This is a genomic window from Spirosoma aureum, assembly GCF_011604685.1.
Taxonomy (GTDB): Bacteria; Bacteroidota; Bacteroidia; order Cytophagales; family Spirosomataceae; genus Spirosoma; species Spirosoma aureum.
Window position 1 is genome coordinate 1,461,813 of sequence record NZ_CP050063.1, and the last position, 15,219, is coordinate 1,477,031.

The following is a 15,219-nucleotide window of genomic DNA, read 5'->3' on the forward strand; positions in this document are numbered from 1 at the left end:
GTCAACTTTCAGCGTAAATTTGACTTCTCATTCTCACTGGCTTCTCCGCTTTGCATGCGAATTCCCGAAGAAACTGTTGACCGAATCCGACAGGCTACTGATATTCTGGAAGTAATCAATGATTTTGTCTCGCTTAAGAAACGAGGCAGTAATTACATTGCGTGCTGTCCATTTCATAATGAGAAAACACCTTCTTTTAACGTTAATCCAACGCGTCAGATTTATAAGTGTTTTGGTTGTGGGAAGGCTGGTGATTCGGTAAAATTCGTAATGGATATCGAAAACATCGGTTATGGTGAAGCACTGCGTTATCTGGCAAAGAAGTATGGCATAGAGATTGAAGAGCAGGAGCAAACACCTGAAGATCTTCTACGCCAGAATGAGCGCGAGAGCCTGCTTATTGTACTGAATTTTGCCAAAACATTTTTTCAGGAAGCCTTACAAAAATCAGATGAGGGTAGAGGTATTGGCTTGAGCTATTTCAGGGAACGGGGTTTTACCAATCCAACCATTGAAGCATTTGAACTTGGCTATAGCTTTGACCAATGGGATGCGCTAATGCAGGAAGGGTTGCGTAAAGGCTACAACCGCGATCTTCTTGAGAAAGCCGGACTGATCCTGGTCAAAGAGGGTGCCGATGGCCGGAGCCCAAAAACGTTTGACCGGTTCCGGGGACGGGTTATGTTTCCCATTCATAATGTTTCCGGTCGTGTCATTGCCTTTGGCGCGCGTATTCTCAAAACAGACAAGAGCCAGCCCAAGTATCTAAATTCACCCGAAACGACAGTTTATCATAAAAGCCAGGTTCTCTATGGAATTTATCAAGCTAAACAGACTGTTAGACAGGAAGATGTTTGTTATTTAACTGAAGGATACACCGACGTAATCTCACTTCATCAGGCGGGAATAAAGAATGTAGTTGCCTCATCGGGAACATCACTTACCACCGAGCAAATCAGGCTTATTGCGCGTTTTACACCCAATATTACAATCTTATACGATGGTGATGCTGCCGGTATAAAAGCAGCTTTACGTGGTCTTGATATGGTGCTTGAGGAAGGTCTAAACCTGAAACTACTTCTCTTGCCCAACGGTGAAGACCCAGACAGCTACGTTCATAAAGTTGGTGCCGAAGAGTTTAAAGCCTATATAAAGGCGAATTCGAAGGATTTCATTGATTTCAAAGCCGGGCAGTGGCTTGCAGAAGCCGGTAATGACCCGAATAAACGTGCAGAAGGAATCTCGGATGTATGTGCCAGTATCACTAAAATACCTGATCCCTTAAAGCGACAGACACTTTCGCAACGGGTTGCCCAGGTTTTCCATGTGAGTGAGCAGTCGGTTATTTCTGAGATAAATCGCCTGCTTAGGAAACAACAGGAACAGAGTCAGAAGGATTTTGATCGCCAGGCACGTCAACAGACCACTGTACAGAATGAACCGACGGTTGATGAACTGAATGCGTTATTTGCTGATGCAGGCATTAATGGTGTTGAGCCAGCTATTTCTAACAGAACGCCTGTTGATGCTCCTGGTGAGCGTATAAAAGCCGTACGGACCCCTTTATCGTATCAGGAAGAAGAGTGTATTCGACTTTTGATTAATTATGGCGCTCGTGAACTCGAACCAGGTATTACACTTTGTCAATATATCTTAAGCGAGCTTCATGAAATTGAATTTCAGACGCAGCCTTATGATTTAATTCTAAGCCTGTTTCGTGAAGGTTACCATCGGGGTGATATTTTAACCGCTGGTGATTTTCTTAATCGTCGGTCACCCAGCGAAATAGAAATGCAGAATCAGGCAATTCATCTGACAACACCTCGCTATGAAATTAGCGAAGGTTGGCTAAAGCACGAGATATACGTACCCTCAGAAGAAGAAATTGGTATTCTGGCTGATTCAGCCTACAGAAATATTTTACGCATTAAAAAGATGCTGGCTGAACAACGCATGACTACGTTGCAACAGGAACTTCGCGATGCTAATGGGAAAACGCCTGAAGAAGCAGACCAGCTTCTTACAGAGTTCATGCATTATAAACGGATTGATGTAGAGATATCACGCTTACTAGGCACTGTAATATCCGGATGATGTAGGTATATCCTGCAAAAAAACTGCAGAATGTGCACTTGGCAATTGATCAGGTTTTAATTCGGTCAATTACCTGTTTTGCCGGGTGGCGTAGTAATTTTTTACTATAAGTACTCATAAAAAAAGCTTCCTGACTAGTCAGGAAGCTTACCTTTATCAAGCGGGAGAGGTGAACACTATGCAAGAGCTACTGTTTTGACTGATGGAGTCAATTCAGCATCGATTTCTCGGTTCAGTTCAGCTAGCAGACGAGCGTGCGAGTGAAGTTGACCTGGTTTAGAAGGTTGCGATGAGCGGCCGTTTTTCTGGCCAGTCATATCCAACATCAAAGTCATCAATACATCACTCATGTGATGACGTAATGTGATCAGTTTACGCAATCGTGGCCGGTTCGTAGTTGCTTGCCGACGACCAGCAGACTGGAGCGAGTTGATGACCTCAGTGAGTTTGGCGTAGCGACGATGAAACTGTTCAGTCGCTTCTACCCATTCCATAATTATGTTTTGTATCTCGGTCGAGGACGCTTCGTAAGCGGACGACACTGTTTCTTCCTGGATCATCATACGCTAGTTTCTGAATAGACAGATATTTGGCTGATGATCAAAAGTAGTACGGTACTATAAGGTAAAACAAGTCGTTTTGCGTGAAATCACCATTTCTCCGGACGAAATCACCCATATAATATCACCCATTTCGTTGATTTCATCCGGAGAAATGGTGATTTCAGTAAGTTGCTATTGCTTATAGAGTGATTTGGATAGTAGATTCAACCACTCGTTACATCTTATAGATATGAATCAGCCACCGATAGATCAGGAAGCCACAAAGAATTTCGCACTACGTCGACGGGATTTCTCGATTCTTGTGGCGCAGTCTGAAGTGTTCAACTGCGAAGTGTTAAGCCAATTATTAAAGGAACAAGGCTACAATGTTGTTGGGCGCGCCGTTGAGATGGAGGACACGCTTCAGCAAATTCGTGTCAAGCGTCCGCAGTGTGTAATTCTGGAGTCAGAAATATCGGGCCAGCGGACCTTTGATATAGTACAAGAGATGCAGGAGGCTAATTATCAGACCAAGTTTATTCTCTATACCAGTAAACCAGATTTACGTATGATCGCCAAAGCCATGCAAATGGGCTTTTTTGGCTTTTTATACGCTAGTGATGGTTTAGATGAACTTTATCGCTGTTTCCAGACGGTTAGTTCTGGAGGATGTTACTATAGTAATGGCTTCATGAATCTGCTTAAGAACTTTGGTGTCGAGGTCATATCAGATACAACCCGAAATGAATTAAGCAGACTGAGCGATCGTGAACGAGAAGTTTTGCGTATGATTGCTAATGGCTTGACAGCTAATGAAATAGCTGATCAGCTTGGGATTAGTTACCGAACAGCCGTAAACCATAAAGCACATATTGCAAAAAAGCTGGAGCTTAGCAGTTGCCGCCAGTTACCTCGTTATGGTATTTCAGTAAAGAGTTACTTATGAGAAAGGACTATTAAGAAGCCAAAATGAAGGAATCGGTGGAACTATCGGCGTAGGGACGCTGATTGTTACCATTACCCTGTAACCATTCACGAAATTCCTGCATACGAGCACGAGGGACGACTATTTCGTGCCGATCAGGTGTATTCAAACGAACAATGTATTTACCATTTTCCCAATAAGCGTAGTTGAGAACCGATTGTCGGTTCACAATGTAATCCCGTTTTATACGGAAAAAACGGCTTGGGTCTAACTCAGTCTCTAACTCGTTTAGGGTTTTTCCAACTAAATATTGTCCCTTTTCGAGTTGGGCATAATAATAACGATCTTCAATGGTGAAAAAGTAAACATCTTCAACGGGAAAATCAAGTTCACCGTGCTGATTTTTACCTTTTAGGTGTGATAAATAGTTATTCGGAGAGGGATTTACAGCTGTTGTTTGTGCTGCTAAGGCTGCCTGTGCAGCCTGGACAGCTAATTGAGCCTTATTTTCGGCCGCTTCCTGAGCTTCCTGTCGCTGTTTGAAATAATCAGAGATCAAGGAGACATTGAGCGTTGTGTAGCCAATTAAAAATATAGGGATCAAATAACGGAAATAAATGGCCATCGTAAATGTGCCACCTAAATAACTATGCCAATAATTGGAAAAGGTGTAATTCGGAAAGGCTTCTAAAAAAAAACGGGCTGTTTGTGTGGCAGGGTTAAACAGAAAGTAAGATAACAGTATGGTTGGAAGAAAAGTCAGTTCATACCGGCTTATATCTTTTAATGTTAATCCAACAGAGCTTAGCTTAAGTCGAATGTGTTGTTGATCGAGTAAAGTTGTCAAAATAACAACTGTGCAGATTTCAGGTAAGAAGAGATTCTTGAAAAGTGCACTGATATAAGGGAAAAACCCGCCCGCACGGGCAACAAGGGCCAATTTGGGATTATAAGCAATAGTCCACGATAGCCCTTCTATAATCAAAACCACACACAGCAGAAGCCCAATACTATAAATGGGTTTTCTCAGAAGTATCCTGGTGAGGTATATGACTTTCATGCGTCCCTTAGCAAAAATCCGGACTAAAATAGTGGTAATAATTGACTAATCCAATATGGTAGAATGAGAATTTTCTGCGATTGATGACCCTGCCTGGCTGATCTAATTTTGTATCAGTCAAACGGCGCAAACAAACCAGCGCTAATCAGGCAACTAACATTCAATCGAAAAACAGAAAAATCATGAAAAAGCAATTCGCCATCAAAGCAGTTCAGGTCTCTAAAGCTATCACGTTGTCTGCCGCTAAAAAAGAGTCTTCCAAATTACTATGGCTGTTTGAAGACAGCGTGTGCTGTGGAAGTTTTACTCCAACATTTCAGGGACTTACCCCTAAAACATCCTTCTCTCTTTAATTTTATCAGTATAAGACTATGCCGTCTTCACTGCGTCTTTACAAACAAGAACTTACCCGTTGTCGTGATCACTTCCGGCAGCTTAACCTACAAAAGGAAAGGGGGTATCTGATGAAACTCACTACGTTCTCAGCGAACGTTGAAAACATCATGCCGTCTATACCTCGTAGCGAACATGAAACACTGTTTCAGGAGTTATTGTTACAACAGATCTTTACAAACTTCGATCAGAAGTGCCTAACGGCTGGCGATCTTGTAAAGACGCGAGGAGCGCAGGAATATCTTGCCAAACAAGACGGCCCCAGGATTTACTGTACCTATCACCTTGGCTCATATCGGCTCCTGACAAGTGTGTTGTTTCGCCGGGGAGTAGATTGCATATTGCTGGTCGGTAACAATATGAACCGCACCCAGGGTGACGATATGACAGAACATATTGAGGCTCTGCGAGAGAAACATGGTTTGACAAATGTCTTCCGTGTTGTTGAAGCGGGGCATCCATCGGCGGGATTAACGGTTCTGCGTGAGCTGAAAGCCGGTCGATCACTAATTGTATTTGTAGATGGCAGTCCAGAAACGGCTCCTGAGCCTGGCGAAGAGGATAAATTCCTATCAGTTCCGTTGGGGAGCCGTAGTGTCCTGACCAGAAAAGGCGTAGGCTACCTGTCACATGCCACTGGAGCGCCAATAATACCGGTTGTCAGTTATCGACAGCCTGATCTGACAAACGTTCTGCATTGTCTTGATCCGATTCGACCGATTCGGAATAGTGATCGGGATATGTATTGCCGTGAGGCAATGACGCAACTTTATAAGGCTTTTTGGCCTTATCTGAAGCGATACCCGGCTCAATGGGAGGGTTGGACATTTATCCACTTATTTTTAGAGCCGGAGCTAGCAAAAAATACGCGGTTTAATGGTTGGCCATCGCGACCGACCTTTAATCAGGACCGCTATTCACTTTGCGATCTGGAACAGGCACCGATTCTTTTTGATCGGCGACTCTATCAGACCTATGAAATTACGGAAGACCTGCGTGATCTGCTTCTAAACATCAACTCAGTTGATTCGGTAGAAGGACTCGTCGGAAAAGAGATGTTCGGCGAGTTAATGGAAATGGAGGTTCTCCGCTAAGACACTTCCTTCATAATTGAAAACGGGCTCAATCCATTCAATGGATTGAGCCCGTTGATTTATAAAGGTTTATAGGCCTTCTTTTAGAGGATTACTAGAAGAATCTAGGCGCCACTGCCTGTTTCAATCTCTTCACCAGATTTATTGAAGAATTTGAAATTCACAATACCTAATGAACTGTCTTTAACGAGTTTGATCCATGATTTATACTTCATATACCATTGGATTTGTTTGGAGTATAATCCCTTGGTATAATAGGCATATAAAAATGGGTGCATTGCGATTGAAATACCGCGCTCATTTTGTTTTGTCAAAATGTAATCGAGATTGTTTTCGATCACATCAGTAACCAGAACACTAGCCTGAATGGTACCAGTGCCACCGCATGTTGGGCAAACCTCGCGAGTAACAATGTTCATTTCGGGCCGTACACGCTGACGTGTTATTTGCATCAGCCCAAATTTGGTCAGGGGTAAAATCGTAAACTTCGAGCGGTCAGTTTTCATCTCATCGCGCATGATGTCCTGCAGAAGCTTTTTGTTTTCTGCTTTCTTCATGTCAATAAAATCAACGACGATAATGCCGCCCATATCACGCAGCCGAAGTTGGCGGGCTATTTCTTTGGCAGCCTCACGATTGACACTAATGGCGGTAGCTTCCTGATCTTCTTCTGAATTCGACTTGTTGCCGCTATTGACATCAATAACGTGTAATGCTTCAGTATGCTCAATAATTAGATAACCGCCACCCGGTAAACTCACTGAGCGACCAAATAGAGATTTTAACTGTTTTTCTAATCCTAAGGCTTCAAAAACCTTTGCCTTACCATTGTGAAGTTTAACAATTTTCTCCTTGTCAGGAGCAATGGTATGAATGTATTCTCGAATCTCGTCGAACGACTCGCGGGTATCTACTGTAATGCTCTCAAATGTTTCATTGAGCATGTCCCGTAGAATAGAGGAAGCGCGATTCATTTCACCCAATACGCGATCTCTGGGTTTGGCATCGGCTAATGTCTTAACGGCCTGCTCCCATTTGGCGAGTGAGTGCTGAAGGTCACGGTCGAGTTCTTCGACATCTTTGTCCTGTGCAACAGTTCGTACAATAACCCCAAAATTCTGGGGCTTTAATGACGACATAAGCCGTAGCAGACGCGACCGCTCGGCTCGGTCCGTAATCTTCTTTGATAAATTAACGCCGTCTGAAAACGGCACGAGGACCAGATAACGGCCCGCAATTGAAATGTCGCAGGAAAGGCGTGGACCTTTGGTTGAGATGGGTTCTTTAACCACCTGAACCAGGATGGGCGCGTTTTTCGTCAGTACCTTATCGATTTTCCCAATTTTTTCGATGACCGGCTCCAGCTGTGTGCTGTTGAGCCGACCGGTGGTGACGCGCTTGGCGATTACATCTTTAACAAACTTATTGAGCGAATTGATATTCGGCCCTAAGTCCTGATAGTGCAAAAAACCATCTTTTTCGTGGCCAACATCCACAAAAGCTGCATTGAGGCCTGATGAAAGTTTTTTGACTGTTCCTAAATAAAGATCGCCAACGGTAAAGCTGCTGTCTAACTCTTCTTCGTGATATTCCAGCAATCTCTTGTTTTGCAAGAGCGCAATCCGATCACCTTTCTGAGTCGAACTGATAACTAATTCATTACTCACAAGATGAATGAACGGTTAAGAATGGCTATATAAAAAAAAAGAAGCCACGCTCGGGCTTTACAGACCGGCACGAGGCTTCCAAAATGAGTAGGCAGTAGGCAAGTTTACAATAGGCAGCTATCGGCAAAAAATCGACTGTAAACTGCCGACTAACTTACTACTTTTTCTTGTGCCGGTTTTTTCTGAGCCGTTTCTTCCGCTTGTGAGTGGCAATCTTGTGCCGTTTCCGTTTTTTACCGCAAGGCATAGTGCGAATGCTGTTTAATGGTTGAAAATACATGTCGACTTACCAGTCGGTAAGCCCTAAAAAGTTGTATAGTTTTAAAGTTGACTAACAATAGAGCGTTGACTTAATCATCAACCAGGCGGCTCTATAGTTTTTCAACTGTATAACTCACTTACTTTAACCGCTCTTCGTATTCCTGAACAGCGGCCAGAACCTGTGGATCTTTCTCCTGCTTTTTTACCTGAGCCAAGACTTTCTTTGCTTCCTCTTTTTGTCCTGATTCGGCTAGGCTTACGCCCAGATAAAATTGTGCTTTTCGGCTGGCCGGATTGGTAACTAAAATCTGACGGAACCGTTCAACAGCACGCTCATACTGGCCTGACCGCATTGACAGAAGCCCGAGGTTAAATAAGGCCAACTCATTGGTTGGATCCTGCTTCAACACATCGCGCAAAAGCATGATTCCCTGCATTGGTGTATCCGTGTTAACATAGGTCATCGCCATATTCGCTTTGGCCGCTAGTAAACCTGGATTCTTTGCAAGGACTTGTTGATAAAAACCGCGGGTTTTTTGACCCAGCATTGCCGTTTTCGCTTCGTCGACAGCAAATGTGTACGCTTCAAAATACTGATCACCTGCCTGAAGCAAATTCTGTTCGGTTGGTTGATCCGTGGCTAACAGACCGGCATAATAAGCCGCGCTATCATACTGGGTAACTTCCCGGAACAGGGCAATTAACTTTGCTGCCGATGCTTCTTTCTGAACAGATCCGGTCGCCAAAAACTGAGTTTTCAGCCGATCCAGCTGTTTCTGCTGTTCAGGTGATAGCGGCTTTTGATGAATCGTTGAGCGATCTGGCGCTCCGTTACCAGCGGTTGCCCCTGGCTGAGTAGCCATAGGCGCCTGCGTCGTCCGACTTCCCGGCATGGATTCACTCAACTGTTTGGTCTCGTTACGTACAACAACCTTAGGCAAAGTATATAACCCTGCAGTTAAGGCCGTAGCCAACACAACAACCAACAATATTGACTTATTCATGGTGGGAACTAATCACGTCGCAAATGCCTGGACTGATGCTCAGCCGGTGGGGACCGCTTGTTTGCTTACTCAGCCGCTACTTTGGCTTTGTCGCTGGTTTTCACTTGCTCAACGAAAACCTTGGCGGGCTTGAAGCTCGGGATGAAATGCTCATCAATCACCATAGCGGTGTTTTTCGAGATGTTCCGGGCTACCTTCTTGGCTCTTTTCTTGTTAATGAAACTGCCGAACCCTCTCACATAGATATTCTCTCCCTCGGCCAACGAGTCCTTAACCACCGAAAAGAAGGTCTCAAGAGTGTTCGTTACCTCGGCCTTATCGATTCCGGTCTTATCGGCGATCTCTGCAATTACGTCTGCTTTCGTCACGACTTCTTAAACTTTAACGTTTACTGTGTTGTTGAAAATTCGGGTGTCAAAAATGGGAGCACAAAGGTAGCGGTTTCTGAGAAATTATAAAACCCTGTGTTCCAGTTTTTCATAATCAACGACGCTTTTTCTTTTTTTATTTTGAATTGGCAATCAGACCTTAACGTCAGTGAAACCGTATTTGTACCTAGTCTGGAGCGCTGGTATGAGTACCATAAACGCGACTTGCCGTGGCGTCATACTCGCAATCCGTACTATATATGGCTGTCGGAAGTCATTCTGCAACAAACCCGCGTTGCGCAGGGAAAACCGTATTATGAACGTTTCATAGCGGCTTATCCAACGATTAACGACCTGGCTCATGCCGATGAGCGCGAATTGCTCCGTCTCTGGCAAGGGCTTGGGTATTATTCCCGTGCCCGGAATTTACATCAGACAGCTCGTCATATAACCGAACAACTGAACGGAAAGTTTCCGGAAACATACCATGAGTTGTTGAAAATGAAGGGAATAGGTGTTTATACGGCTGCTGCCATCGCGTCTTTTGCGTTCGGAGAGCGGGTATCGGTTGTTGATGGAAATGTTTATCGAGTGTTAGCCCGCGTGTTTGGAATCGACGAAGATATAACCACGACCAGTGCTAAAAAAACATTTGCGGCACTGGCAGCACGGCTTATTCAGCAAGCCAATGATCCGGCAACCTACAATCAGGCAATCATGGAATTTGGTGCGATTCAGTGTACACCGGTAGCGCCCGATTGCCTGTTATGCCCGGTTCAGCAGCAGTGTGTCGCGTATTTGACAGGTCAGCAGAATCGATTACCCGTTAAGGCTAAAAAAGCGCCCGTCAGGAATCGATATTTTCAGTATCTTATTTTTAAGAACGGCGACAAAATCGCCATGCGGGAACGCACGGATCGGGATATCTGGCAAAATCTTTACGATTTCTATCTGCTTGAAACTGACGAGCCTAAATCAATGTTACGTGACCTGTTATTGCCTGATTCGGTGAACGAAATAGTGCAGCAAGGCGTTCTGTCGACTATGCCGACGGGAGCAATGCAGTTACTATCTCATCAACGAATTCAGGCGATGTTCTATGTAATTGACCTGCCGGATAAGGTGGCAGGACATTTGCCGACAGGTTTAAAATGGTATTCACAGGCCATGATTGGAGACCTCCCCAAGCCTGTTTTAATTGCTAACTATTTGGAAAAGTCGTTTGGATAAGTGCGTTTATTTCAGTATCTTTAATCTCTTTAAGCCCTACGCATTTTTTCATACGTAACTAACAAAACACAGAGTATGGCAAGCCTTAATAAAGTAATTATTATTGGTAACGTTGGCAACGATCCGGAAGTCCGCTACCTGGATGGCGGCTCAGTTGTTGCCAAATTCAGCGTTGCTACTAATGAACGATACACAACCCGTACTGGAGAACAGGTTGAATCAACGGAGTGGTTTCGAATTGAAGTCTGGAATGATCAGGCTAAGACAATTGAAAAATATGTACGTAAAGGCCAGCAGATTTATGTAGAAGGTCGCTTGCGGACAGAGACATATACGGACCGGGAAGGTAAAGAACGGTTTTCACTTGGCGTTCGTGCTACCACGTTCCAGTTTTTAGGTGGGCCTAATGATCGTCAGGATGGCGGTTCATACGAAGCACCGGCGCAAACCCAACAGCCTGCTCCGCGCCAGCAACCGGCACCGCAGGCAGCACCAGCCCCGCGTCAGCAAGCTGCCCCTGCTCCACAGGCTGCACGTCAGCAGCCACCGCGCAGGGAGCCTGATCCGGTACCTTTTGAGAGCAATAGTGGTGACGACGATCTTCCGTTCTAAACCGCTCAATGCTCTATTGTTGAACGAGATTTAAGATACATGGACCCTAGTAGTGATCCTCTTCCCCGACAGGTGCTCCCAGCCGCAGATGGCTGGGGCACCTATTTTGATTTATACGCCCCTTATGCGGGTCTGATTCTATTACTATTGTTGCTGGCCGGCCTGGTGTCAGCTTCCGAGGCTGCATTCTTTTCTCTTTCCCCAGATGACCGCACGCGTTGTCGCAATAGCATACAGCCTGGCGATCAGCGTATTGCCATGTTACTCGACCGCCCGAAACGACTGCTGGCGTCGTTGGTCATCTTTAATAATTTGCTGAATATTGCCATTGTTGTGATTGTTACTTACCTGACCTGGGAGTTCTCGCAGGCTTACCATGCTTCGGGATGGGTATTATCAGGAGTAACATTAACCACAACGCTGGCAATTGTACTTTTTGGTGAAATCGTGCCGAAGGTATATGCCAGCCAGAACAACATGACAGTTGCCCGGCGAACGGCCCCACTAGCACAAATTGGGCTTGCTGTATTACGCCCACTGGCCATGTTGCTTGTTAATCTGAGCAACCAGGTCGATAAGCGGGTTGAGCGACGGGGCTATAAATTGTCGGTCGAAGAGCTTAGTCAGGCCGTCGAACTGACAGGCACTGATGCGACGACAGAAGAAAAAGAAATTTTGAAAGGTATTGTCAATTTCAGTAACCTGACGGCTCGTCAGGTCATGCGGGCACGACTCGACATTTCGGCTGTAGCAGACGACTTGACATTCTCTGAACTAATGACTCAGATCAATGCATCTGGTTATTCACGAGTGCCTGTTTATAAAGAATCACTGGATCAGATTGATGGGATCTTATACATCAAGGATCTACTGCCCCATATCCATGAAGATGACTCGTTCCGTTGGCAGTCCTTAGTGCGTCCTGCCTTCTTTATCCCAGAAAATAAAAAAGTTGATGACCTTTTACAGGATTTCCAGAAACGCCGGGTGCATATCGCTATTGTTGTGGACGAATATGGTGGCACACGTGGGCTGGTAACACTTGAGGATATTATTGAAGAAATTTTTGGGGATATCAACGACGAATTTGATGATGAAACGCCTGTTGGCTACCATCGTGAAGATGAGCGGACAGTAGTTTTTGAAGGTAAAGTACCCATCACTGACGTTTGCCGGGTGCTGAATGTCGATGCCACTACATTCGAATCGGTGCAGGGCGATAGTGAATCGCTGGGAGGATTATTACTCGAATTATTCAGCCGTTTGCCTAAGCCTGGTGATCAAACAACGTATGCCGGGTACACATTTTATGTGTTATCGGCCGACGACAAGCGTATTAACGAAGTCCGGGTTACGAAAGATGATCCTGCTGATAATAAAGCCTGAAATGGCGGTTCGTCAATAGGGACGGGACAAATCGGATAGTTGTCAAACCCAGAGTCCGCGACCCTGATTATAATCTTCACCAATTCGCTGTATGTCATCGGTTGAGTAGGTCAGAAAATTCTTGGCACGAAGTTGGCGTAACCGCCGTTTTTCGAGCCAGGATAAGTTACCGTCTACCAGCACCCCAAAGACAATAAGCCGCTCCAGGCTTCTACGAACTTCAACCGGGGCATTGGCAGCCTGTTCGACAAAATGACCTGTCAGTGTAGTGTTTGTGCGTAGATTGAATCGGTCTACCAGCGTTTCTGTGAGCAGAAAATGGGCGTAATTGTATTGTCGTTTCAGAATGGCAACATACTGTAAGGCTTCTAAAATAAGCGGCCTGAATTGCTCATTAGCGCCCCATTCGTCGTGAAGTTCATTGACAAATTCACGGATTGTAAGCGGAGCCATCACGCGAATCTGTGCTTCATGCAACACCTGCCAGGAGGCATATGCATTCCAAGCGGCATAAATTGGCATTCCTGCGAGATCAGTCACCTGGCGGAGAGCAAATCGGCCCAGAAAACGCTTCAGAAAAAATTTTAACGCCAGATTACTTAGTGCTGCTTTAGTAATATTTAGCAGGAAAAAGATCGTTAACCCCCAGCGCGGCATGTTCAGGTACGGATCAATCCCGAAACGAAGGATACCTCGATTTGTTTTCTCCAAAGCTGCGTCGGCAAGAGCTTGGAGATGGCGGTCATACTGTGCATCGTGAGCGCGTGGAAACTGACACACCTGCATGATTGCCTTTACACCCAGTAGATTCAGGCCAACTAAGAGATTCACTTCTATATAAACCAGCAGTAACCCGTATAGAGTCGTGACAATTGGGAGGTTATAGGTTGTTCCGAAGAGCGTTATTGGTGTATTCTGGAACAGAACAGGCCAATTGTATTGAGGTATGTAAAGGAACAGAACGCCCAGAACGCCTAGCAGAGAGGCTAAACCAAGCGTCAACGTTTTAGTACGTCGGATAACGCGACTTTCTACAGGGCTTAGTACATAAGGCTCATCAGTCGGATGCGACGTGTCGAGTGCCTGCCGTAAATAGCGCATAGCCAGATGGTCTAATGGACCAAAACTGTTGTTCGGTGGCCGGGTTGACATGATCGTAGTGTGACAGTGGATTTATTTCTACAACTAATGAACAGGTCGGGTTGTTGGCAAAAAGAAAGTAAATAATGAAAGATCAGTAAGTAATTCGTGCAGGAACGTCCATACTAGTCCAGTAATCATCTTGTTCGAAATCCGTGTTAGAGTACAATTCTACATTCAGTAAATTCAATGAGGAGAGTGCTTTACTCAGAAAGACTTACTGATGTCGGTTATGATTCGTATCCTTTTCTTCTGCTTGATAGTAGGCCAGGCTGTAGCACAGACTGTGGCCCAGCCCAAAGCTAAATCGTCTGCGCAACAGGTACGTGATGAGATGCAGGAATCTGCTCAGGCGTTTTTACAAACCTTATCGCCGGAACAGCGTCAAAAGGCTACTTTTCCGCTCGATGATGCGGAGCGGTTCAATTGGCACTTTGTGCCGAGAGAGCGTAAAGGTCTTCCCTTGAAACAGATGACTCCTGAACAGCGTCAGGCGGCAATGGCTATGCTTAAAACGGGACTTAGCCAGCAAGGATACGATAAAGCAACGTCCATTATCGATATGGAGAATGTGCTGCGTGTCATTGATAATCGCCCGCCAAATGATACGTATCGTGATCCGGAAAATTATTCGTTCACCATTTTTGGCGATCCATCAACAAAAAATCCATGGAGCTGGCGAATTGAAGGGCACCACTTGTCGCTTCAGTTTATGTCCGTAACAGGCCGGGTAATAGCGCAGACCCCCACATTTTTTGGGAGCAATCCGGGTATTCTGAAATACGACCCATCCATGGCCGATAAACGAATGGGCGATCCGCGCGTATCCGATCTGCCTCAGAAAGGCCGCGAAATATTAAAGCAGGAAACGGAGCAGGCTTTTGCTCTATTGAAAACCCTGAATCCAGATCAGCGAAAAAAGGCCGTGCTGGCTGCTGTGGCCTATCCCGAGATGGTTACGAGCAATAAACGTAGTGCTGTGCTCGAAAAAATGGATGGTCTGATGCTCTCTGAAATGACGGCTGATCAACGCAAATTGTTTTTGGGTTTATTGCAGGTTTACCTAAACAACTACCGAATTACGCTTGCCAACCAGCAAATGGCAAAACTGCAAAAAACGGGCCTGGATAGCCTTCGCTTTGGTTGGGCGGGTGATCTTACGCCTGAGTTAGGAGAGGGCAAGGGATGGTATTATCGAATTCACGGACCAACGATTCTGATTGAGTACGATAATACACAAACCAACGCGAACCATATTCATACGGTTGTGAGAGATTTAACCAATGATTTTGGGGAAGACTTGTTACGGGAGCACTACAGAACTACGGCCCACGGAAAGCCCTGAAATCGCTGGTTCAATATAGCTTCCTTAAAAAAGGTTGACTTTAGGGAAACCCTAAACTCCTTAAGGTCAACGCTTGTATAAACCTGTTTTTGGAAATT

General features: G+C 45.1%; 14 protein-coding genes. 8 read left to right on the forward strand and 6 right to left on the reverse strand.

Annotation, left to right across the window (positions count from 1 at the left end):
* Positions 1–54 precede the first annotated feature (54 nt).
* Positions 55–2,094, forward strand: a complete 2,040-nt coding sequence (gene dnaG, locus G8759_RS05930) for a DNA primase (RefSeq protein WP_167206109.1) — start codon at positions 55–57, stop codon at positions 2,092–2,094.
* Positions 2,095–2,270: 176 nt separating this feature from the next.
* Here the strand turns inward: dnaG and G8759_RS05935 are convergent, their stop codons facing one another.
* Positions 2,271–2,657: a hypothetical protein gene (locus tag G8759_RS05935; RefSeq protein ID WP_162385578.1), complete on the reverse strand. Its 387-nt coding sequence runs from the start codon at positions 2,655–2,657 to the stop codon at positions 2,271–2,273.
* 229 nt (positions 2,658–2,886) lie between these two features.
* On the opposite strand from G8759_RS05935, the gene G8759_RS05940 reads away from it, so the two are divergent.
* Positions 2,887–3,582, forward strand: a complete 696-nt coding sequence (locus G8759_RS05940; protein WP_167206111.1) for a response regulator transcription factor — start codon at positions 2,887–2,889, stop codon at positions 3,580–3,582.
* A gap of 10 nt (positions 3,583–3,592) precedes the next feature.
* Here the strand turns inward: G8759_RS05940 and G8759_RS05945 are convergent, their stop codons facing one another.
* The gene (locus G8759_RS05945; RefSeq protein WP_167206112.1) at positions 3,593–4,621 is read right to left on the reverse strand and encodes a LytTR family DNA-binding domain-containing protein; all 1,029 of its coding nucleotides are present in this window, start codon (positions 4,619–4,621) and stop codon (positions 3,593–3,595) included.
* Between the two features lie 182 nt (positions 4,622–4,803).
* Here G8759_RS05945 and G8759_RS05950 point away from each other — a divergent pair, with 182 nt between their 5' ends.
* Positions 4,804–4,974 carry a hypothetical protein gene (locus G8759_RS05950; protein WP_167206114.1) on the forward strand — a complete coding sequence of 57 codons (171 nt, stop codon included), beginning with the start codon at positions 4,804–4,806 and terminating at the stop codon, positions 4,972–4,974.
* A 111-nt stretch (positions 4,975–5,085) separates the two neighbouring features.
* Positions 5,086–6,108 carry a lysophospholipid acyltransferase family protein gene (locus G8759_RS05955; protein ID WP_232074147.1) on the forward strand — a complete coding sequence of 341 codons (1,023 nt, stop codon included), beginning with the start codon at positions 5,086–5,088 and terminating at the stop codon, positions 6,106–6,108.
* 104 nt (positions 6,109–6,212) lie between these two features.
* Here G8759_RS05955 and G8759_RS05960 read toward each other — a convergent pair whose 3' ends face one another.
* The 3 genes from G8759_RS05960 to G8759_RS05970 all read right to left on the reverse strand — a co-directional run bounded on the left by G8759_RS05960 (position 6,213) and on the right by G8759_RS05970 (position 9,408).
* A complete protein-coding gene (locus G8759_RS05960; RefSeq protein WP_197933098.1) occupies positions 6,213–7,775 on the reverse strand; it encodes an Rne/Rng family ribonuclease in 1,563 nt (520 codons plus the stop codon).
* A gap of 398 nt (positions 7,776–8,173) precedes the next feature.
* A complete protein-coding gene (locus G8759_RS05965; RefSeq protein ID WP_167206118.1) occupies positions 8,174–9,040 on the reverse strand; it encodes a tetratricopeptide repeat protein in 867 nt (288 codons plus the stop codon).
* Between the two features lie 65 nt (positions 9,041–9,105).
* Positions 9,106–9,408, reverse strand: coding sequence for an HU family DNA-binding protein (locus G8759_RS05970; protein WP_080237187.1), 303 nt, complete (start codon positions 9,406–9,408; stop codon positions 9,106–9,108).
* A gap of 141 nt (positions 9,409–9,549) precedes the next feature.
* Between G8759_RS05970 and mutY the strand changes: the two genes are divergently transcribed.
* The 3 genes from mutY (at position 9,550) to gldE (ending at position 12,636) form a co-directional block, all read left to right on the forward strand.
* Positions 9,550–10,638 carry an A/G-specific adenine glycosylase gene (mutY, locus tag G8759_RS05975; protein ID WP_167206120.1) on the forward strand — a complete coding sequence of 363 codons (1,089 nt, stop codon included), beginning with the start codon at positions 9,550–9,552 and terminating at the stop codon, positions 10,636–10,638.
* Between the two features lie 75 nt (positions 10,639–10,713).
* Positions 10,714–11,250, forward strand: coding sequence for a single-stranded DNA-binding protein (locus G8759_RS05980; protein WP_167206122.1), 537 nt, complete (start codon positions 10,714–10,716; stop codon positions 11,248–11,250).
* Between the two features lie 39 nt (positions 11,251–11,289).
* On the forward strand, positions 11,290–12,636 hold the full coding sequence (gldE, locus tag G8759_RS05985; RefSeq protein WP_167206124.1) for a gliding motility-associated protein GldE: 1,347 nt from the start codon (positions 11,290–11,292) through the stop codon (positions 12,634–12,636).
* A gap of 42 nt (positions 12,637–12,678) precedes the next feature.
* On the opposite strand, the gene G8759_RS05990 is transcribed toward gldE, so the two are convergent.
* Positions 12,679–13,788: an LBF_2804 family protein gene (locus G8759_RS05990; RefSeq protein ID WP_197933099.1), complete on the reverse strand. Its 1,110-nt coding sequence runs from the start codon at positions 13,786–13,788 to the stop codon at positions 12,679–12,681.
* A gap of 220 nt (positions 13,789–14,008) precedes the next feature.
* Here G8759_RS05990 and G8759_RS05995 point away from each other — a divergent pair, with 220 nt between their 5' ends.
* Positions 14,009–15,121 (forward strand): DUF3500 domain-containing protein, encoded by a 1,113-nt coding sequence (locus G8759_RS05995; protein ID WP_167206125.1) that lies wholly within the window; start codon positions 14,009–14,011, stop codon positions 15,119–15,121.
* Positions 15,122–15,219 lie beyond the last annotated feature (98 nt).